This window comes from Microtetraspora malaysiensis (genome assembly GCF_001528665.1).
Classification (GTDB): domain Bacteria; phylum Actinomycetota; class Actinomycetes; order Streptosporangiales; family Streptosporangiaceae; genus Microtetraspora_A; species Microtetraspora_A malaysiensis.
This window is the reverse complement of sequence record NZ_BBYJ01000013.1, coordinates 112,638-132,594: the sequence shown is the minus strand read 5'-3', so window position 1 is coordinate 132,594 and position 19,957 is coordinate 112,638. Positions and strand designations below refer to the sequence as shown.

Genomic DNA, 19,957 nt, shown 5'->3' with positions numbered 1-19,957 from the left:
AAGGGGCAGGATGTCGGATCGGCGGTCGTTTCGGCATCATGTGCGCTAAACGGTCCGCTGTCGTGAGGGCCCGCTGGGGCTGGCCAAAGTCGATGAGAACGGTGGCGAAGTCTGAATGAGCAGTGAAGCCAAGACCGACCAAGATGTTCGGGCGCGGGTCCGATCGATCATCATTCAAGTGGCACCGAACCCCGAGGGGGTCCAGGCGGGGGAGACCAGGTTGGTCGAGGACCTCGGATACCATTCGCTCGCGCTGCTCGAACTGGGCTTCACCATGGAAGACGAGTTCGACCTGCCGGCCATCGATCAGGCGCAGGTGCAGCACATCGCCACGGTCAAGGAAGTCGAGGACCTGGTCCTGGAGCTGCTGAGGGCCAGCGCGGGCGACGCGGCCTACGGCTGAGCCCCCGTGCTCCCGCTGAGCCCGCGGCTCAGCGCAGGAACGAGGCGGCGTCCAGATCGATCGCATGCATGCCGTGCCTGTTCGCCATCGTGGCGAACAGGCCGTCGCCGCGGTCGGTCCGCACCACCAGCGCCGACGCGACGAGGCTGGTGAGCAGGCCGCCGAAGGCGTAGCGGCGGTAGTCGCGCCAGCAGTCCTCGAAGGACAGCTCGACGCCGTAGCCGCGCAGGGCGCGGATGTAGCGGCGCAGCACGGCCCCTTCGATCGCCCGCCGCCGGTCCGGCTCGACGCTGCCGCCGAGGAAGTAGGCCAGATCGGTGGCTGCGGGCTCGTGGGCGGCGGTCTGCCAGTCCAGCACGGTGATCCGGCCCGTGCCCACCACGAGGTTGTCCGCGCGGAAGTCGCCGTGCACCACCGTGCGCGGGCCGGGACGCGCACGCAGGTAGCGCTCGACGCGCGGAACGAAGAACTCGAGCAGGTCGACGACCTCGGCGTCGAGCCGGTCCCCGAAGCGGCGCAGGAAGCGCGGGTAGATCCGCTGCGCCAGGGAGGCCATCCAGGCGGCGTCCGGGCCGTCATGACGCGGCAGCCAGGCCAGCGAGTCCAGCGCCGGATCGCCCCACATCGGACCGTGCAGCGCCGCGAGCTGGTCCACGGCGCGCTCCGCCTCCTCCGGGCCGCATCCGGTGACCTGGTCGGCGACGTGCCCGTCGACGGCGTCCTCGAGGAGCAGGGTGAACGCCCCGCTCGGCTCGTCGTAGCGGGACAGGTAGCAGCGTGGGCTGCGCACCGGCAGCGTGGGCGCGAGGTGCCGGTAGAAGCGCGCCTCCACCTCGTAGGCGCGGGTGACCTTGGCCGCTGTACGGCTGGCGGGGGAGGCGGCGGCGAGCTTGGCGATGACGGTGGCGGGTCCGGCGCCCGCGGGGCTGTAGTCCAGGTGCAGGCGGTAGGTGTCCGCCATCTGGCCGGTGCCCACCGCGGCGGTGGTCACGCCGGTGACCCGGGCCCCGCCGAGCCGGCGGGACAGGGCGGCCGAGCACCAGCCCGGCGTCATCTCCGCCACCGAGCGCAGCGGCTCCACCGGCGGCAACGGTGCCTGCGAGCGCGTCGGCTCCTCCGTGCGCGCCTCCTCCATGCGTGCCTCCTCCGCGCGCGGCTTCTCCGGGCCCGGTGAATCCACGCCCGGAGGTTCCTGCGGGCGCGGCGCGTTCACAGGGTCAGCGGCAGTTCGTACAGCCCGCGCAGCCCGGCGGCGGGCTTCCACCTGAGCCGGTCGGCGTCGCCGCGCAGGCGCGGGAAGCGCTCCAGCAGCCGCGACAGCGCCGCCGCACCCTCGACGCGCGCCAGCCAGGTGCCGGGGCAGAAATGCGAGCCCAGGGCGAAACCGATGTGCCGGTTGTCGCCGCGGGTCAGGTCGAGCCGCCTCGGGTGCGCGAACTGCGCGGGGTCGTTGTTGGCCGCGCCGATCAGCACGGTGACCGCCCGCTTGGCCGGCACCCGCACGCCGCCGATCTCCAGGTCCTCGCCGGGGATCCGCCACGCCGCCTGGATCGGCGACTCGTAGCGGACGAACTCCTCGATCGCCGCCGGCATCAGGTCGGGGTCGGCGGCCAGCAGCTCGCGCTGGTCGGGGAAGCGCAGCAGGCCGGCCACGGCGTTGCCGATGAGGTTCGTGATCACCTCATGTCCGGCGATCATGAGCATCATGATGAGGACGCGGAGCTGCACCTCGTCGAACTCCCCGGCGAGGTGGTGCTCCAGCAGCCGGGTGATCAGGTCGTCGCCCGGCTCGGCGCGCTTGCGGCGCAACGTCTCGGCGACATACGGGTCGAACTGATGGAAAGCCGCGTTCATCCGGGGGATGCCGGCGCCGTTGATCAGCGGGTCGACCAGCACGAGATAGCTGTCCGACCACTCCTGGAGCCTGGCCGCGTCCTGCGGCGGGAACCCCAGCAGCTCGGCGGCGACCAGGATCGGCAGCTTGGCCGCGAAATCCCCGATCAGGTCGAACTCGGCGCGGGCCGCCGCCTTGTCCAGCAGCTTGTCGACCCAGAACTCCATCCGGGGCCGCAGCGCGCTGACCCGCCGCCTGCTGAAGTCGTACGCGATGGCCTTGCGCATGTGCTGGTGAACCTCGTCCGGGACCGCGCCCAGCGTGTTGTCCAGCGCGTTCTCCTCCTCGGGGGTGAACTTGGCGAGGCGGAAGAACATCTTGCTGCGCAAGGAGGAGTCCTCCTTGCGGTTGGTGCCGTAGCGGCGGTCGGTCAGCGCTTCCGAGGCCAGCTCGTAGCTGCTGATCACGTAGGAGCCGGTCACCCTGCTGCGGTAGATCGGGGCGGCGGCACGCAACCGGTCGAGCTGCCGGTAGGGGTCGCTGATGTAGGCGGGGCTGTAGGGGTTGTACCGGCCGACCAGCGGGCCCATCGGCAGCCGCCATTTCCGGTCCACCGCACGTTGCGCAAGTCCCAGCACAGGAGGGTCCCTTCCCGGCGATCACGGTAGCCCGGTACAGGATGGCCGCGCGCCGCGGCAGGCGGCAAACGTCCCGATCGGTCACCCGACCAGCGCCGGGAGGGTTGCTTGACCGTGATTTTCACCGGCGGCTAGGGTCCGAGGCGATCTGGGAGGCGGTCACCACGTGAAACCTGCCCCATTCGCTTACCGAGCCCCCACCAGCAGCGCGCAGGCCATCGCCCTACTCGCCGAGCACCGAGGCCGGGCCAGGCTCCTGGCCGGCGGCCAGGCGCTGATGCCGCTCCTGGCGAGCAGGCAGGTGCGCAGCCCGCTGCTGATCGACCTCAACCGGGTGCCCGACCTCGCGTTCGTGAGCCGCGCCGAGCGGCTGCGGATCGGCGCGCTGACCCGGCTCCGCCGACTTGAGGCCGACCCGGTGGTGCGGGCGGGCGCGCCGCTGCTGGCGGCGGCGGCCGCGCTGGCCGGACCGGTCCAGGTGCGCAACCGGGCCACGCTCGGCGGCGCGCTGGCCCACGCCGACCCCGCGGCCGAGCTGCCCGCGGTCGCGGTGGCCCTGGATGCCCGCGTCGAGCTGCGCGGATCCGGGGTACGGCACCTGCCGGCCGCCGACTTCTTCCGCGGCGCGCACCAGACCGCCCTGGACGACGGCGAGCTGCTGGCCGCCATCGAGTTCCCCCTCCGCGAGGCGGCCTTCGCCATCGAGAAGATCCCCGCGCGGCCCGGCCACGCGCTGGCCGGAGCCGTGGTGGTGCTCGGCGGCGAAGACCGCAGGCTGGTGCTGTTCGGCGCCGGGCCCGTCCCGCTGCGTCCGGCGCGGGCGGAGGCGGCACTGGCCGGGGGTGCCGCGCCCGCCGAGGTGGCGGAGGCGGCGATGGCCGACCTGGACGCCGCGGGCGTTCCCGAGGACGTCACGCGCGCCCTGGCCCGGGGCGCGCTGACCAGAGCGCTGGACCGGGCACGGGCGACGGCACGAAACCAGGTGGACCATGGCTGAGCGCATGACCGTCGAGATGAAGGTGAACGGCCGGCCGGTTCGCGCCGAGGTCTCGCCCCGCACCTCGCTGGCCGACTTCCTGCGCGAGGAGCGCCGCCTGACCGCCACCCAGCTCGCCTGCGAGGAAGGCGTGTGCGGCGCGTGCACGGTGTCGATGGACGGCGCCACCGTGCTGTCCTGCCTGGTGCTCGCGGTGCAGGCCGAAGGCGCCGAGGTATGGACGGCCGAGGGCCTGGACGGCGCCGCGGCGCCGCTGGCCGAAGCCCTGCACGCCGAGCACGGCATCCAGTGCGGCTACTGCACGCCCGGCATCCTGATGCGGGGCGGTGAACTGCTCAAGGAGCAGCCGGCGCCGAGCGAGCGGGACATCCGGCTGGGGCTGTGCGGGAACCTGTGCCGCTGCACCGGCTACGCCGGGATCGTCGAAGCGGTGGCCGCCGCCGCCGACCCGGCCGCCGCGCCGGGCGAGCGGGGGGCGGCGCCCGCGCGGCGGGAGGACGAGCGCCTGCTGGCCGGGCGCGGCGAGTTCGTGAACGACGTGTCGCCGCCCGGAACGCTGCACGTCGCGTTTCTGCGCAGCACCGTCGCCGCGGGCCGGATCACCCGCCTGGAGACGGGCGCGGCGCGGGCGCTGGAGGGCGTTGTCGCGGTCTTCACCGCCGCCGACCTGAACCCGCGCGCCGGCGACATGCGGCCCACGCCGCTGCTGAATGCCGCAGAGCCGCCGCTGCTGCCGCTGGCGGCCGACCGGGTGCGTTTCGCCGGGGAGCCCCTGGCGCTGGTCGTGGCCGGGGACCGCTACCTCGCGGCGGACGCGGTCGACCTCATCGAGGTCGAGATCGAGCCGGAACCCCCCGTCCTGGACCCCGGCGGCGCGGTGGAGGACACCGACCGGCTGGTGTACGCCGAGACCGGGTCGAACCTCTACCAGGAGCTGACCTCTCCGATCAGGCCCAAGCTCCGCCGCGCCCTGGAGGACGCGCCGCAGGTCGTGCGCGCCACCTCCCGCCAGCAGCGCCAGGCCAACGCGCCGCTGGAGACCCGCGGCGTGGTCGCCTCCTACGACCCGGACACCGGGGAACTGGTGGCCTCCCTGTCGACGCAGAACCCGCACGAGGCCAAGCTGGCCATCTCCCGGGTCAGCGGCGTGCCCGCCGAGCAGGTCAGGGTCACCGCCCGCGACGTGGGCGGCAGCTTCGGGCTGAAGGTGTGGACCGGCCGCGACGAGCTGACCGTGGCGCTGGCCGCCCGCGTGCTCGGCCGTACGCTCAAATGGATCGAGACCCGGCAGGAGAACCTGACCGCCTCCGGCCACGCCCGGATGGACGTCGGCGAGGCGACCTTCGCGCTGGACGAGCAGGGCCGCATCCTCGGCTGCCACCTCGACCACCTCGAAGACACCGGCGCCTACCCGCTCGGCGTGGTCGGCAAGGCGGGCCCGTTCGTCGGCATGGTGTTCACCGGCCCCTACCGCATCCCCCTGCACGCCTTCCGGTTCCGCTCGGTGCGCACCAACACCTGCCCGCGCGGCGCCTATCGAGGGCCGTGGGCGTTCGCCACGGTCGCCCGCGAGCAGATGCTGGACGAGGTGGCCCGCGCGGTGGGGATGGACCCGCTGGAGCTGCGCCGCCGCAACGTGCTCGGCCCCGACGAGCTGCCTTACACGATGCCGACGCGGCTGGTCCTGGACCACGTGACCCCGGCGCAAACCTTGGAGGAGGTCGCCGCGCGGCTCGACTACCCGGAGGTACGGCTCCGCCAGCGCCGCCTGCTGGCCGAGGAGGGCCGCCTGATCGGCGTCGGGATCGCGATCGGCCTGGAACCCTCCAGCATCGGCACGATGCAGCCGATCGACCGCGACACCGCGCGGCTGCGGGTGGAGCTCGACGGCACGATCACCGCCTACCTCGCGACCGGCGCGGGCGGCCAGGGCGTGGAGACGACGATGGCCCAGGTCGTGGCGGCCGAGCTGGACGTGGACCTGGACGCCGTCCGCGTCGTGCAGGGCGATACGGACGCCACGCCGTACGGCAGGGGCACCGGCGCGAGCGGCACCGCGGTGATCACCGGCAGCGCCTGCCGGGCCGCCGCCGCCGAGTTGCTGACGATGGCCAAGGAGCTGGCGGCCGAGCACCTCGGGGTGCCGGCCGAGCGGGTCGAGCCGCGCAGGGGCGTGCTCGCCGACCGGCAGGACCCCGGCGCCGCGGTGTCGTGGGCCGAGCTGGCCAAGACGGTCTCCGCCCATGGGCCGGGCGAACGGCTCGAGGCTCTGGGCCGCTACAAGGCGCCCCCGATGACCTGGTCCAACGCCTGCCACGGCTGCGTGGTGGAAGTCGACCGGGAGCTCGGGACGGTGCGGATCGAGAGATACGTCGTCGCCGAGGACTGCGGCAGGATGATCAACGCCAAGGTGGTCGAGGGCCAGATCGCGGGTGGGGTGCTGCAGGGCATCGGCGGCGCGCTGCTGGAGGAGGTCCGCTACGACGCGCAGGGCAGGCCGCTGACCAGGGGGCTGGCCGAGTACGCCGTCCCGACCACGCTTGAGGCACCCGCGATCGAATTCGTCCACATCGAGACGCCCTCCCCGACGCCGGGCGGCCACAAGGGCATGGGCCAGGGCGGCGCGGCCGGCGCGCTGGCGTGCGTGTTCAACGCGGTCGCCGACGCCCTGGCGCAGGTCGGTGCGCGCGTCGACCGGACTCCGCTGGACCCGGCGCGCATCCTCACCGCGTTCGCCGAAGCCGGCTCCCGATCGCCGCGGCCAGCCGCTCGGCCACCATCACCGTCGTGAGGTAGGGCGGCACGCCGCACGGCACCGGCATCACCGCGGCGTCCGCCACCCACAGCCCCTCCACCCCGAGGACGCGCCCCTCCTCGTCCACCACGCTGCCCGGCTCGCCCTCGGGCCCCATCCGGCAGGTGCCGGAGGGGTGGTACAGCACCCGGCAGCGCTCGCGCAGCCACCCGTCCAGGTCGGCGGGCGGCCGCGCGGGGCCGCCGTCCGCGACCTCGCGGAAGGCGGGATGGGCCAGCAGCTCGGCGGCGTGCCGTACGGCCCGGCCCAGCCGCTCCAGGTCCCGGCGGTCAGCCAGCAGCCGCAGGTCGAGCAGCGGGTGGTCGGCCGGGTCCGGGCTGCGCAGCCGCACGCTGCCGGTGGACTCCGGCCGCATGAGCGAGACCAGCAGCCCGCCCGCTCCGGGCCCCGCCGTCCGGTCCATCGGGAGGATCTGCAGGTCGTCGGCGTGGCCCGGCCCTGAGGGCAGGCGCAGCAGGTAGCAGCCGGAGTCGGCCCGCGCGGCCAGCGCGGAGGCGGCGGCGGTCAGCCGCAGGTCCAGCAACGCCGCGGGGTGCTCGCCCAGCCCGGCCCCGACGCCGGGCAGCGCGGCGACGACTTCGATGCCCAGCGCGGCGAGATGGTCGTCCGGGCCGACTCCCGAGCGCATCAGGATGGCGGGGGAGTGCACCGCGCCGGCGCACAGCACCACCGCCGGGGCGGCGACCACCTCGCGGTGCCCGTCGCCCGCCAGCTCGACGCCGCTGACCCGGCCGGAGGAGAACAGCACCCGCGACACCGTGTGCCGCCCGGCGACCCGCAGGCGTGGGCGGTCCCTGGCCGGTTCGAGGAAGCTGTCGTTGCTGGAGGCGCGCACGCCGTCCCTTCGATGCCAGGCGGTCGGGCTGATCCCGGTCGCGCCTTCGGCGTTGAGGTCGGGGTGCTCGGCATGGCCGAGGCCGGTCGCGGCCTCATGCAGCGCGGCGCTGACCGGACCGCGTACGCCCATGGGCCGCCGGGAGACCGGCACCGGGCCGCGCGCACCGTGGCCCGGCTCGTCGCCGAAGTCCAGGTCCCGTTCGAGCGCGGCGAACAGCGCCCGCACCTCGGGCCAGGACCAGCCGGAGCAGCCCGCGCGCACCCAGGCGTCGAAGTCGGCCCTGGTGCCGCGGACCGCGAGCTGGCCGTTGATCGCCGAGCTGCCGCCCGCGCCCCGCCCGCACACGTAGGGCCGCAGCGGCTGCTCCGGCGTGAGCCGAGCCGGCAGCTCCGGCCAGCGCAGCGCGCGCGCCGCCAGCGCGCGGCCGATGTCGGCGCCCCGTACGGCGCGCGGAGTGTCGGCGCTGCGGTAATCCTCCCCGGCCTCCACCAGCAGGACCTCGTCCGCGCCCGAGGCCGACAACCGGGCGGCGACCACAGCGCCCGCCGCGCCGGCGCCCACTACCACGACGTCGGCGGAACGCGGAACCGCGCAGTCTCCCGCAGGCACGCCGCCCATCATGGCGCCGGAAGCGCCGCGCGGACCAGACTGACCGCGATACGTGAGAGCAGCCCCTTGCCGCGCGAAGGGAACCCCCACCATGCGTGACGTCCTCGATCAAATCCTCGAATGGTATGACGGCGGTACGACGTTCGGGCTGGCGACCGTCGTCAACACCTTCCGCAGCGCGCCACGGCAGCCGGGCGCGGCGATGGCGGTCTCGGCGCAGGACGAGGTCGTCGGCAGCGTCTCCGGCGGGTGCGTGGAAGGGGCGGTCTTCGAGATCGCGAAGCAGGTCGTCGAGACCGGTGAGCCGTCGTACGAGGAGTTCGGCTACAGCGACGACGACGCGTTCGCCGTCGGCCTGACCTGCGGCGGGATCCTGCACGTGTACGTGGAGCAGGTGAACAGGCAGACCTTCCCCGAGCTGCGCGAGATCGCCGAGTCGGTGGAGGCGCGTGAGCCGGTCGCGGTGGCGACCGTCGTCGGCGGCGAGGGGAAGATCGGCTCACGGCGGGTGATCTGGGGCGACCGCGCCTCGGGCTCGCTGGGGTCGTCCGGGCTGGACTACGCCATCGACGACGACGCCAGGGGCATGCTGGCCCAGGGCATCACCGGGCAGCGCCGCTACGGGCTGGAGGGCCAGCGCCGGATGGAGGAGGTCGCGGTGTTCGTGCAGGCGTTCGCGCCGCCGCCGCGGATGCTGGTGTTCGGCGCCATCGACTTCGCGGCGGCCGTCGCGCGGGTCGGCAAGTTCCTGGGCTATCACGTGACCGTGTGCGACGCGCGCGGGGTATTCGCCACGGCCAAGCGCTTTCCCGACGCCGACGAGGTCGTGGTCCGCTGGCCGCACGACTACCTCAAGGACCTCACCGTGGACGAGCGGACCGCGATCTGCGTGCTCACCCACGACCCGAAGTTCGACGTGCCGCTGCTGCAGGTCGCGCTGCGTACCCCCGCCGGTTACATCGGCGCGATGGGCAGCAGGCGCACGCACGACGACCGCACGGCCAGGCTGAAGGAGGCCGGGATGAGCGAGGAGCAGTTGGCCCGGCTGCGCTCGCCCATCGGGCTGGACCTGCACGCGCGGACGCCGGAGGAGACGGCGGTGGCGATTGCCGCCGAGCTGATCCAGGCCCGCTGGGGCGGCTCCGGCCAGGCCCTGACCAGGACGCAGGGCCGCATCCACGGCCCGGCCAGCTGAGCGGCGAGGCGGCTGCCTGAAGGGGCGGCGCGGGGTGCCCGCGGCGCGCGAGTGAGGAAATGCCTCACTCAGGCGTGCCGCCCCTGGCGCTGCGGCACGTTGCGCTCCCGCCACCCGATCCCGTGCCGTACGGCGTCGTCCCGTTCCCTGCCGGCCGGTTCGGTGACGGCCCGCACCCTGGTCATCGCCCGCCGCAGCCGGCTCAGCCTGCCATCGGGAGCGCGCAGCTCGATCGTGACGTGCGCGATGTCGGAGAACTCCAGCACGGTGCCGTTCATCCGCAGCGAGTCCGCGCCGGCGACCACGTCGTCGACGGGCCGCGGCGAGTCGCCCGGCGCCAGGAGGTAGCCGTCGGGCGGGATCCGGCCGCGGGCGTCCAGGTGGGTGGCCTGGAAGCGGGTGCCGTCGGAGAGCCGGCCCGCGCACCAGGTCCAGCCGATCCGCCACCAGTCGCGAACCCCCCAGGAGTGATCCCGCTGGCCCGGGCCCTCCACCGGGAACGCGGCGCCGCCGAGGGCGACCTCGCCGACCGCCCAGCCGGACTGCTCCATCCGGCTGCCGCGCGCGTAGCCGTACGGGGGAGCCTGCTCCCGCCAGGTGAGATCCAGCCCGAACCCGTCGCCGCCTGCGGTCAGGCGCCAGCCGCCGTCTCCCGGCTCGACCCGGAACCGCAGCGCCGGATCGTCCGCCGTCCACGGCAGGTCGCGGCCGTCGGTCAGCGGCACCTCCAGCGCGTATCCCGTCGCGCGGTCACCCGCCACGACGTAGGCCCAGTACCAGCGCCGTCCGAGCAGGGGATAGTCGCCGACCCGCACGAAACCGCCCGCGGTGCCGTCGGCCGCGGCGAAGTCGAAATACCACGACTCGCCCCACAGGCGGTCGGTGCCCGGCTGGTGCAGGCGCGCCGGGGTCGCGCCGCCGGCGGGCGGCGCGGCGTCCCTGTCGAGGTCCATGTCGAGCACACCCTATGGTCGAGCACGCCCCGCTGTCGGGGACGCCGGCGTGGACAGGCGGGCGGATGAGCGAGGCGGATGAGCGGGCGGACGGGCGGGCATTGTGGCGGGCGGCCGATCCTGCTGGAATGCGACCGTGTGTAACGGCAGCCTGAGGCCCCTGGGCGAGCCGTCCGGGCGCGCCGCGTCGTTGGTCTGTTGCCCGCACGCGGGCGGGACGGCCGCGTTCTTCCGGAGCTGGCCGACCTGTTTCCCCCCTGATATCCAAGTCGTGCCCGTGCAGTACCCGGGCCACGGCGACCGGCTCGACGAGTCGTGCCTGGACGACGTGCACGAGCTGAGCGCCCTGCTTGCCGCCGAGGTGGCGGACCTGCCGGGGCTGATCCTGTTCGGGCACAGCTTCGGCGCCGCCGTCGCCTTCGAGGCGGCGGTACGGCTGAGCGCCGCCGGCACGCCGCCGCTGGCCGTCTACATCTCCGCCAGAGGTGCCCCGCACCACGACCTCGAACGGGTCCGGCCGCCGCGCACCGACGCGGCGATCTGGCAGGAGATGGAACGGCTCGGCGGGACGCCGCCGGAGATCGCGGCCGCCCCCGAGTGGCGCGAGTTGCTGACGCCGATACTGCGCGCCGACTTCCACGCCGATGCCGACTACCGGCCCAGCCCTACCCGGCTGCCCTGTCCGATCACGGTCCTGCTGGGCGAGGACGACGCGGACCTGCCGGCCGCCTCGATCGAGGCCTGGCGGGAGTACACCGCCGCGGAGTTCACCGTCCGGGTGTTCCCCGGCGGCCACTTCTACCTGGCCGACCACGTCCCCGCCATCGCCGCGCAGGTGGCAGGGCAGCTGGCGGCGCTGCGCTCCCCGTCGCCCCGCGCCGGCGGGGGCGGCGCGCGGTCGTCCACGTCCGGGGGCACCCCGTGATCGACGCTGCCGAGCTGAGCGTCCGCGAGCTGCGCGAGATCGACCTGCTCGATCCGAACACGTTCGTCGACTACGACCTGACGTCCCTGTGGCGGAGCCTGCGTCACCAGAGCCCGATATTTCGGCATCCGCACGGGTTCTGGGTGCTGACCCGGTACGCGGATGTGGTCGCCGCCTACAAGGATCCCCGGTTCGGCTCCGACGGCGGCAACGTGCTGTCCACGCTGATGGCGGGTGGCGACTCGGCCGCGGGCGCCATGCTGGCGGTCACCGACGGGCCGCGCCACCGGCGCCTGCGCACCGCGCTCGTCGACGCGCTGCGGCCCAGGACGATGAACGCCCTGGCGGAGCCGCTGCGGGCCCGCACCGGCGAGCTGGTGCGGGCGATGACCTCGGGCCGGCCGTTCGACTTCGCCACCGAGATCGCCGAACGGCTGCCGATGGGCACGATCTGCGACCTGATGGGCATTCCGGCAGGCGACCGCGCCGAGCTGCTGGAGTGGAACAAGCAGGCGCTGAGCTCCGACATCGCCGGCACGACCGAGGCCGACGCCCAGCTCGCCCGCGGCGAGATCCTCCTGTATCTCAGCGACCTGGTGCAGGAGCGCCGCGAGCGGGCCGGGACCGACGTGGTCACCGAGCTGGTCGCGCACCGGCCGGAGGACGGGGAGCCGCTGAGCGACGAGGAGATCGTCTACAACTGCTACAGCCTGCTCATCGGCGGGGACGAGTCGAGCCGGATGTCCGCCGTCTGCGGGGTGCTGGCCTTCTGCGAGCGGCCCGAGGCCTGGCGCCGGGTGCGGGACGGCGAGGTCGGCGTGGACTCCACGGTCGAGGAGATCCTGCGCTGGACCACCCCGGCGATGCATGTCGGGCGGCGGGCCAGGGCCGAGGCCGAGGTCGGTGGCCACCGCATCGCCGAAGGCGACATCGTGACGCTGTGGAACAGCTCCGCCGACCGCGACGAGACGGTCTTCCCCTCACCCGAGACCTTCGACCCCGCACGGCGGCCGAACCGCCACCTCGCCTTCGGGTACGGGCCGCACTTCTGCGTCGGCGCCCAGCTCGGCAGGCTCGAACTGAGGATCCTGCTGGAGGCGCTGCGGGAGTCGGTCACCGAGATGACGCCGGCGGGCAAGCCGCGCCGGATCTACTCCAACTTCCTGTACGGCTACAGCACCCTGCCCGTGGTGTTCACCTGACATCCCTCACGCCACGGTGGCCAGGAGCTCCCGCACCAGGCGCATGAACCCGGCGAAGTCGCCGCGGTGGAGCTCGTGCCCGCTGCCCGGAAGCTCGCCCGCGACGCAGTGGCCCGGCAGGCACTCGCGGGCGAGCTGCCAGTCCGCGTCGCTCAGCATGCCGCCGCGCCGCGGATCGCCGCGCAGGACGAGCGCCGGAACCTTCACCCGCGCCAGGAGCGGGAGCAGCGGGCCCGCGGCGGCGCCCTCGTCGATTGCGCTGAGGTAGACCTGCACGTCGGCCCCGCGCAGCTCCTCCAGCAGGCTCTCCCGGTCGACCGGATGCCAGTCGCGGCAGACCAGGTCCACCCACTTCGCCACGTACTCCGGCGAGCTGCGCATCATCCGCAGGAAGTCGCGCACCACCGGCTGGGTCGCCGTGGCCGCCATGTCGGGCGGCAGCTCCTCCAGCACCAGGCCGCTCAGCACCGGCGGCACCCGGTCGGCCACCGCGCCGGTCGCCAGGGCGAGCGCCGCCGCGCCGCCCCAGCAGTGCCCGATCAGCAGGGGAGCGTGGACGCGCAGGGCGCGGAGGAAGTCGTCCAGGTCGCCGGCGACCTCGCGCAGGCCGTACGACCCGGCGGGCGGTCGGACGCTGGCGCCGCTGCCACGCAGGTCGACGGCGAGCACGTCCATCCCCGCCGCGCCCAGCGCCGCCCCGACGCGGGCCCATGTAGCCCAGGTGCCGCCGTTGCCGTGCACCAGGACCGCGCTGGGAGCCGGGACCTCCGGCGCCCACCTCCGGTAGTGGAACCGGCCCGCGGGCAGGTCGACGTAGTGGGACGTCCCGGAATCGGCGACGGAGCCGAGATCCTGAGTCATGCTGCCGCCCGGCCCGCGCTCAGGCGAACCGCTCACTGGGCGGCCTTCGCCTGGCCGCCGTTGGAGCGGACCAGCTCCGCGATGCTGCGCACGTCCTGGAAGTTCGAGGCGTTGAGCTGATCCGGCGGGATCTGGGAACCGAGCTCGTCGTGGATGAAGCCGACGAGCCTGGCGGTCTTGAACGAATCGAGCACGCCCCACGCGAGCAGCGGCGTCTGGTCGGTCAGCTCGCCCGCGGGATCGCCGTCGAGGAACTGCGTGCGGATGAACACCAGGAGGTCGGACACGATCTGGTCGTCGGCCACCTTGCTTCCCTTCCTGCTACCGCCCGGCGGCGGGGTGGTGATTGGCTCGCCGGCCGAGTGCGGCGCGGTCGACTTTTCCGTTCCCGGTGCGGGGCAGCCCGGCCACCAGGTGGATCCGATCGGCGATCATGTAAGGAGGAAGGCGCTCCGCGCTGTGCCGCTTGAGCGCCAGCAGCCCCGGCGCCCGGCCGCTCACCGGCACCACGAACGCCTCCAGCCGTGCGTCATCGCCGTCCCCCACGACGATCACCGCGGCCTCGTCGACCTCCGGGTGGGCGGCCAGCGCCGCCTCGACGTCGCCCAGCTCCACCCGGCACCCGCGCACTTTCACCAGGTGGTCGCGCCTGCCGAGGTAGTCGAAGCCGCCGTCCGGCAGCACCCGGACGATGTCACCCGTGGGATAGGGCCCCTTCTGCGGGTCGCGCCCCCAGTAGCCGAGCATCACCGTGGGCCCCTCCACCCACAGCTCGCCCTCCTCGCCCGGCCCGGCCCGGTCGCCCTCGCTCGTGAGCGCCCACACGGTGTCGCCGCCGGCCGCCATGCCGATCGGCGCCGGGCGGTCGCGCTCCAGGTCGGCGGGCCCGACCTGGTGGAAGGTGCACACGTTGGTCTCGGTCGGGCCGTACAGGTTGAGCAGCCGCGCGGAGGTCCACGCGGCCAGCTCGCGCAGCTTGGTGATGGGGAAGGGCTCCCCGGCGAACAGTACGGCGCGCAGCGCGCCCGGCGCACGCCGCTCCAGCAGGCCGCCCTCGCGGATCATCAGGGTCAGCGCGGACGGGACCGAGTACCACACGCTGATCCGCTGCTCGTGCAGCAGCTCGACCAGGCGCCTGGGCGAGTAGGCGAGGCCGTTGGGGACGAGGTGGACCAGGGCTCCGGCGCGGAAGGCTGCGTAGATGTCCAGGACCGACAGGTCGAAGGACAGCCCCGCGTGGTTGGCGAAGCGGTCCTGCGGGACCGCGGCCAGCTCGGCCGCCGCCCAGTCCACGAACGCGCGGGCGTTGCCGTGGCTGATGGACACGCCCTTCGGCACGCCGGTTGAGCCCGAGGTGTAGAGGATGAAGGCCAGGTCATCGGCGCCGGCCGTCTCGTTGACCGTCTCGTTGACCGGCTCGTTGACCGGCTCGTTGACCGGCTCGGGGCCGCCGGGCGCCGCCGCCGTGGCGAGATCGAGCGTGCCGGGTGCCGCGCCGTAGTCGCCGGCCGCCCGCAGCAGCGGGCCGTCCCCGCACAACAGGCGCGCGTCGCAGTCGCGGATCACGGTCGCGGCGCGGGCGGGCGGGGTGGCCGGGTCCAGCGGGACGTAGGCGGCGCCGAGCCGCAGGACGGCCTGCATCGCCGCCACCACGTCCGGCGACTTCTCCGCCCAGATGGCCACGCGATCGCCCCTGACGACCCCGGCCTCGCGCATCACGGCCGCGAGCGCGTTGGCTCGGCGGTCCAGCTCGGCGTAGGACAGCTCGCCTCCGGCCCCGGCCACGGCGGGCCGGTGCGGGTGGCGGGCCGCCGCGTCGATGGCGAGCTGGTGCAAGGTCATAGCCCGGCCCCGTTGGCGATGATCTCCCGCTGGATGTCGCTGGTGCCGGAGAAGATGACGCTGGGCACCGAGTCGCGTAGCTGCGCCTCGCTGCCGGTGCCCGACAGGTAGCCGGGGCCGCCGAAGATCTGGACGGCGTCCAGGCTGTTGGCCACCGTCGCCTCCGAGACCGCGAGCTTGGCCAGCGCGGTCGCCTGGGCGTCGGACCGCTCCCGGTCCAGCAGCCAGCAGGCCCGGTAGAGCAGCAGCCGCGCCGACTCCAGCCGCTGGGTCATGGTGGCGATCCGGTGCGAGACCGCCTGGAAGGCGCCGATCGGCCTCCGGAACTGGCGCCGCCGCTTGGCGTGGGCCACGCACTCGTTCAACTGGCGGCGCATCTGGCCCAGGTAGAGGGCGAACAGGCAACCGCGCTCCCAGCTCATCGAATGCTTGAAGATCGCGTTGCCCTGGCCCTCCGCGCCCAGCCGGTAGCGCACCGGCACCCGGCAGTCGGCGAACTCCACCCGCCCGGCGGGGCAGGCGTGCAGGCCCATCTTGGTGAACGGCTCGCCGACCGTGACACCCGGCAGGTCTCTGGGTACGGCCAGCGCGGTCTGGCCCAGGAAGCCGGCCTTCTCGTCAGAGGTGCCGTAGACGACGAACACGTCGGCCGCCGAGGCGTTGCTGACGAAGGACTTCACGCCGTGCAGCACGTAGTCGCCGCCGTCGCGGACGATCGTCGTGCCCAGCGTCCCGATGTCGGACCCTGCCGCGTCCTCCGTCATCGCGTTGGCGGCGACCAGAGTGCCGGCGGCCATGCCTTCCAGCAGTTCGGCGCGCACGGGGTCGGTGCCGAAGTCGCGCACCGGGACCGCGCAGGCCAGCAGGTGGGCGCCGATCGCGAAGGCCAGGCCGGAGTCGGCCCCGCCCTCGGTGAAGGCTTCCAGGCAGAGCGCGGTGTCCAGCGCGCCCAGGCCGCCCCCGCCGTACTTCGACGGCAGGCACAAGCCCGTCATGCCCAGGCTCGCGGCGGCCAGCCATTCCTCGCGGGAGAACGGGACACGCGGTCCGACCAGGTCTTGAACCTGCCCGCGGACACCCGCGAGCACTTCTTCGTAGCGCCTGCGCTGTGCTTCGCTGAAGTCGAAATCCATGCTTTGCACCAACTCGTCCGGAGCGGAGAAGGACACGGTGGCCGACAGGACGTTGGCAATCTGGCACAGCGTTCTCCGTCTGTCGAGCGTGTCGGTCGGCTCCTATGGAGGCGGGGCGCGGCATGCCATGATGGGGCCGAAGGATCAGGTCCGAAGGAGGGCACGGTTTTGTCCGAGCGATCGAAAGCGCCCGCCGACGACCCGTACGGCGGTCGGCGCCCGACCAGTCACGAGCGGCAGTCGGGGGAGCCGTGGGACGCGTCCTACCAGGACGGCCCCGCGCCGTGGGACATCGATGGTCCGCAGCCGGCGCTCGTCCGCCTGGCTTCCCGAGGCGGCCTCGCCGGCACGGTGCTCGACGCGGGCTGCGGCAGCGGCGACAACACCCTCCACGTGGCCTCGCTGGGCCTGCGGGTGCTGGGCGTGGACGTGGCGGAGACCGCCTTGGAGCAGGCCAGGGCCAAGGCCCGCGAGCGCGGGCTGGAGGCCGAGTTCGCCGTGGCGGACGCGCTACGCCTGGGGGATCTGGGGCGCGAGTTCGATACGGTGCTGGACTCCGGTCTCTTCCACACCTTCGACGGCGAGGAGCGGTCGGAGTACGTCTCGGGCCTGGCCTCGGTGACCGCGCACGGCGGCACCCTGTACGTGCTGTGCTTCAGCGACGAGGGGCCAGAGCCGGGGCCGCACCCCGTCAGCCGGGAAGAGCTGACGGCGGCGTTCTCCTCCGGGTGGAGCATCGCCGCCATCGAGCCCGAGCGGGTCCTGACCAGGCGTCACCCCGACGGTGCGCCCGGCTGGCTCGCCACGATCAAACGGATCTAGCCGGCCTGCGCCGCCCCCTCCTGTCCCATAAGAAGAGAGCGAAGGGTGTTGACGATGGGAACCTCCGAGTCCTGGCAGCGGCCGACCGTGACGCCGAGGATCATCACCGGCGACCCGGCCGGGCTTGTCGGCTTCCTCAAGGAGGTGTTCGGCGCTCAGGGCGAGATCGAGGGCGAACGGCCGGTCGAGATGCGGTTCGGCGATTCGCTCGTCATGGTGAGCGACGGCGGGGGAGTGCACGCGGACACGCCCGCCTTCCTCATCGTCTACGTCGACGACACCGACGCCGCCTTCGCCCGCGCCGTGGCGGCCGGGGCGGCGGTGCAGGACAAACCGGATGACATGCCGTGGGGCGACCGGCGCGCCACCGTCCGCGACAAGTGGGGCAACACCTGGCAGATCGCGACGTCGCGCCACTGACCACTCCTGCCCGTGCGTAGGGCCACTGCGTCGGCTTCGCCCCGCGCGACCGCCGCCGCACCCGCTGCCGCAACGGGGTCGGCGCGGCACCCGAGATCGGGCATGTCCCTGAGCCGCCTGCGCGACGTGATACCGAGTTCGCGGAAGATGTCGCGCAGGCGGCCGGGTCGTCGGTCAACCACCGGATGACGACGTGGTTCGCCGTGCAGCCGCCGGAGGTCGTCGCTCGACCCGGTCGCGCGTCTCGGGCCGCACCGAGACGAAACCGCTGGCCCCGATCATGAGCGGGAAGTAATACAGGCCGATCTCGCCCCAGACGAACGTGAGCACGGTGAGAACCACCGCGCCGACGGCCCCGGCCACACCACGCGCTCTGGCGGGCAGCGCGAACGGCACGGCCGCGATGAGCGCCGGTAGCAGGGTGAGCATCGCGAGCCCGGGGCCGTATCGCTGCATGATGCTCTGCCCGTCGGGGCCCGCCTCGGCCAGGTCCAGTGCCAGCGCCGTAGACCGCAGCAGGAAGCTCACGCACACGGCGGTCAGCACGCCAAGTGCCACTGCGACCACGCGTAGGGACCGGCTGACACGCGCCGCGTGGTCCAGGGCGCCATCCGGAAGTGCGAGCTCATCGCGCGTCTGCCCCGCCACGGCCTGCGAGCGAGCAGTGGGCCCGGAGACGGTTACGGCGCGACGACCGCCCAATCCCCACTTATCGGCACATCAAGATCCTTTCCTGGATAGGGTGCGTCTGCTCTGTCCAGGCGGCGAGGAGTCGGTTCACATGTGGCGGTCACGCGGGTTCCGGCTCTGGACGGTCGCGACCGCGATGACGCTGCCGCCTCTGGCGTTGTGGTTACTCCCCGAGTCGGTGCTCGTCGAGTCGGTGCTCGTCACCGACGCCCTGCTGGTCGACCCGCCCACCTGTCCGGGCCTTGAGTTCCAGACCGAGGTCTACTGGCCGTCGACAGCGGCGGCGCTCCTGGGGTGGAACGTCTTCGCCGGCCCCCTCGCCTTCGCGTTCTGGCTGGTCACCCGCGGGGGACGGGCCAGCCGGGTCGCGGCCCGCATCGTCGCGGCGTACGTGCTGCTCCCGGCCCTTCTCGACCCGGCGCTCATCGCGTACGACCTTTTCACGGTCGGCGCCGGATGCTGGGAGGTGTGGCGGCCCACGGCCGTGTGGAACCTCGGCGTGGGCGCCTACTGGACAGTCTGCGTGGTCCTCATCCTGCTCGCGGTGCGGCCCGCCCGCCCCGCGTCTCCGCTCCGGATCCGGTTGCGCCGTACGGCCGGGGTCGTCGTGGTGTGCTGCCTCCTGCTCGGCCTGATCGGGGTGGACCAGGGGCCGGACATCCGCTTGACCGGTGCTGACGTCGCGGCGCGGTCCATCGGGGAGGTCGAAGGGTCCCGGGACACGGCAGAGGACGGAGACGGGGGCGCCACAGAACCGACCTGTGATCAGTGGACCGACGAGCACCGCTCCTACGGCGATACCGCGCCCGGTGACCGCGAGCGCGCGTTCCTCTGCCTCGCCAGTGCTGCCGGCGGCTTCGCGTCGCGGCTCGCGAAGCTCCCCGACCGGGAAAAGCTCGTGGCGGGCCGCGCTCTCTGCGGCGTCGCCGGGCGGCCCACCACCGAGCCCCGTGTCCGCACAGTGCTCGACGAGGCCGGTGCGGACGACTGGAACTACATGGTCATGAGGGTGCTGGTGTTCCTCTGCCCCGACGCGGTCGCGCGTACGTGGCCGGGGCTGGCGCTGTCGGAGGACGATCCGGAGCGGCGGGACGAGGAATACCAGGCGGTGATGACCTCGCACTGCGCGGACTCGGCGCGGCGGCTGCGGGGCGTGCGGCAGGTGACCACGGCACTGTTCGTCGGCGAAGGCGGCGGCTACTTCATCGAGGACGGTGACTTCGTGGGCGAAGAGGAGCCGTCGTACGCCCTGGACAAGGCGGCCGAGGCGATCCTCTGGGGCCTGTCCGCCCACAGGGTCTCGGTCATCACGGCGGTGGAGAACTCTTCCGTCTGTTTGACGGTCAAGGTGCTGCGCCGTGCTCCCCGCGTGCGGCCGGCGGGATGGGAGGCGGTCGTCGAGACCGGGATCACCAGCCCATCCGGCAAGCTCGGGCTCACATCGTGGGAGATGGGCGACCCGCTGCCCGAGCTCGCCGTCTCCGGGCCCGGCCGCTACCGCGTCCGCATCTACGTACGGGACCAGAAGGAAGCCATGATGTCCGTGTCCGAGCTGCCGGTCGAGGAGCATCTGGTCATCGTCTATCCCGGCAACTCGCGAAAGACCGTCTATCACGAAAGTAAGCGGTAGCCCCTCGCTGTGCGTGTGAGGTTGTAGTCGGCGGCCCGCAGCGCTTTCGCGCGCTGGGACCGCTCGAGTGACGGCAGTGCTTCGATCATCGTGATGCGGAAGGGTGCCATGCCAGGTGTGCTCCTTCGGATGTGGGCTCCTCCGACACAG

The 19,957-nt window shown here is 73.3% G+C and carries 18 protein-coding genes; 9 read left to right on the top strand and 9 right to left on the bottom strand.

What is annotated here, in order from left to right; genetic code table 11:
• The first annotated feature begins 178 nt into the window (after nt 1-178).
• The gene (locus AWQ71_RS18030; RefSeq protein ID WP_218001838.1) at nt 179-403 is read left to right on the top strand and encodes an acyl carrier protein; all 225 of its coding nucleotides are present in this window, start codon (nt 179-181) and stop codon (nt 401-403) included.
• A gap of 28 nt (nt 404-431) precedes the next feature.
• On the opposite strand, the gene AWQ71_RS18025 is transcribed toward AWQ71_RS18030, so the two are convergent.
• Together AWQ71_RS18025 and AWQ71_RS18020 are read right to left on the bottom strand one after the other, a co-directional pair.
• Nucleotides 432-1,583, bottom strand: a complete 1,152-nt coding sequence (locus AWQ71_RS18025) for a phosphotransferase family protein (protein WP_157570415.1) — start codon at nt 1,581-1,583, stop codon at nt 432-434.
• A gap of 29 nt (nt 1,584-1,612) precedes the next feature.
• Complete coding sequence (locus AWQ71_RS18020) at nt 1,613-2,875, bottom strand: cytochrome P450 (RefSeq protein WP_157570414.1); 1,263 nt, start codon at nt 2,873-2,875, stop codon at nt 1,613-1,615.
• Nucleotides 2,876-3,041: 166 nt separating this feature from the next.
• On the opposite strand from AWQ71_RS18020, the gene AWQ71_RS18015 reads away from it, so the two are divergent.
• A complete protein-coding gene (locus AWQ71_RS18015) occupies nt 3,042-3,872 on the top strand; it encodes an FAD binding domain-containing protein (RefSeq protein WP_067134622.1) in 831 nt (276 codons plus the stop codon).
• On the top strand, nt 3,865-6,663 hold the full coding sequence (locus AWQ71_RS18010; protein ID WP_084259009.1) for a molybdopterin-dependent oxidoreductase: 2,799 nt from the start codon (nt 3,865-3,867) through the stop codon (nt 6,661-6,663). Before AWQ71_RS18015 ends, AWQ71_RS18010 begins: the two co-directional genes overlap by 8 nt.
• Here AWQ71_RS18010 and AWQ71_RS18005 read toward each other — a convergent pair.
• Entirely contained in the window at nt 6,596-8,134 is a 1,539-nt protein-coding gene (locus tag AWQ71_RS18005) for a GMC family oxidoreductase (RefSeq protein ID WP_169806585.1), read from the bottom strand. The genes AWQ71_RS18010 and AWQ71_RS18005 overlap by 68 nt on opposite strands.
• Nucleotides 8,135-8,225: 91 nt before the next feature.
• Between AWQ71_RS18005 and AWQ71_RS18000 the strand changes: the two genes are divergently transcribed.
• Nucleotides 8,226-9,329, top strand: a complete 1,104-nt coding sequence (locus AWQ71_RS18000; RefSeq protein ID WP_067134620.1) for an XdhC family protein — start codon at nt 8,226-8,228, stop codon at nt 9,327-9,329.
• Nucleotides 9,330-9,397: 68 nt separating this feature from the next.
• On the opposite strand, the gene AWQ71_RS17995 is transcribed toward AWQ71_RS18000, so the two are convergent.
• Nucleotides 9,398-10,282, bottom strand: a complete 885-nt coding sequence (locus tag AWQ71_RS17995) for a DUF7064 domain-containing protein (RefSeq protein WP_157570412.1) — start codon at nt 10,280-10,282, stop codon at nt 9,398-9,400.
• 103 nt (nt 10,283-10,385) lie between these two features.
• Between AWQ71_RS17995 and AWQ71_RS17990 the strand changes: the two genes are divergently transcribed.
• Complete coding sequence (locus tag AWQ71_RS17990; protein WP_369407203.1) at nt 10,386-11,207, top strand: thioesterase II family protein; 822 nt, start codon at nt 10,386-10,388, stop codon at nt 11,205-11,207.
• Complete coding sequence (locus AWQ71_RS17985) at nt 11,204-12,409, top strand: cytochrome P450 (RefSeq protein ID WP_218001837.1); 1,206 nt, start codon at nt 11,204-11,206, stop codon at nt 12,407-12,409. Before AWQ71_RS17990 ends, AWQ71_RS17985 begins: the two co-directional genes overlap by 4 nt.
• A 6-nt stretch (nt 12,410-12,415) precedes the next feature.
• On the opposite strand, the gene AWQ71_RS17980 is transcribed toward AWQ71_RS17985, so the two are convergent.
• Genes AWQ71_RS17980 through AWQ71_RS17965 form a run of 4 tightly spaced genes read right to left on the bottom strand, consistent with a single transcriptional unit; the run spans nt 12,416 to nt 16,245 of the window.
• Nucleotides 12,416-13,270: an alpha/beta fold hydrolase gene (locus AWQ71_RS17980; protein ID WP_067134617.1), complete on the bottom strand. Its 855-nt coding sequence runs from the start codon at nt 13,268-13,270 to the stop codon at nt 12,416-12,418.
• Between the two features lie 32 nt (nt 13,271-13,302).
• Nucleotides 13,303-13,575 carry an acyl carrier protein gene (locus AWQ71_RS17975; protein WP_067134615.1) on the bottom strand — a complete coding sequence of 91 codons (273 nt, stop codon included), beginning with the start codon at nt 13,573-13,575 and terminating at the stop codon, nt 13,303-13,305.
• 16 nt (nt 13,576-13,591) lie between these two features.
• Nucleotides 13,592-15,112 (bottom strand): amino acid adenylation domain-containing protein, encoded by a 1,521-nt coding sequence (locus tag AWQ71_RS17970; protein WP_067134613.1) that lies wholly within the window; start codon nt 15,110-15,112, stop codon nt 13,592-13,594.
• The gene (locus tag AWQ71_RS17965) at nt 15,109-16,245 is read right to left on the bottom strand and encodes an acyl-CoA dehydrogenase family protein (RefSeq protein WP_067134611.1); all 1,137 of its coding nucleotides are present in this window, start codon (nt 16,243-16,245) and stop codon (nt 15,109-15,111) included. The genes AWQ71_RS17970 and AWQ71_RS17965 overlap by 4 nt, the downstream gene beginning before the upstream one ends.
• A 168-nt stretch (nt 16,246-16,413) precedes the next feature.
• On the opposite strand from AWQ71_RS17965, the gene AWQ71_RS17960 reads away from it, so the two are divergent.
• Together AWQ71_RS17960 and AWQ71_RS17955 are read left to right on the top strand one after the other, a co-directional pair.
• Nucleotides 16,414-17,067, top strand: a complete 654-nt coding sequence (locus tag AWQ71_RS17960; protein WP_067134609.1) for a class I SAM-dependent methyltransferase — start codon at nt 16,414-16,416, stop codon at nt 17,065-17,067.
• A gap of 54 nt (nt 17,068-17,121) precedes the next feature.
• Nucleotides 17,122-17,487 (top strand): VOC family protein, encoded by a 366-nt coding sequence (locus AWQ71_RS17955; protein ID WP_067134607.1) that lies wholly within the window; start codon nt 17,122-17,124, stop codon nt 17,485-17,487.
• Nucleotides 17,488-17,661: 174 nt separating this feature from the next.
• Here AWQ71_RS17955 and AWQ71_RS17950 read toward each other — a convergent pair whose 3' ends face one another.
• On the bottom strand, nt 17,662-18,045 hold the full coding sequence (locus AWQ71_RS17950; RefSeq protein WP_157570411.1) for a hypothetical protein: 384 nt from the start codon (nt 18,043-18,045) through the stop codon (nt 17,662-17,664).
• Between the two features lie 223 nt (nt 18,046-18,268).
• Here AWQ71_RS17950 and AWQ71_RS17945 point away from each other — a divergent pair, with 223 nt between their 5' ends.
• A complete protein-coding gene (locus AWQ71_RS17945) occupies nt 18,269-19,807 on the top strand; it encodes a hypothetical protein (RefSeq protein ID WP_067134603.1) in 1,539 nt (512 codons plus the stop codon).
• Nucleotides 19,808-19,957 lie beyond the last annotated feature (150 nt).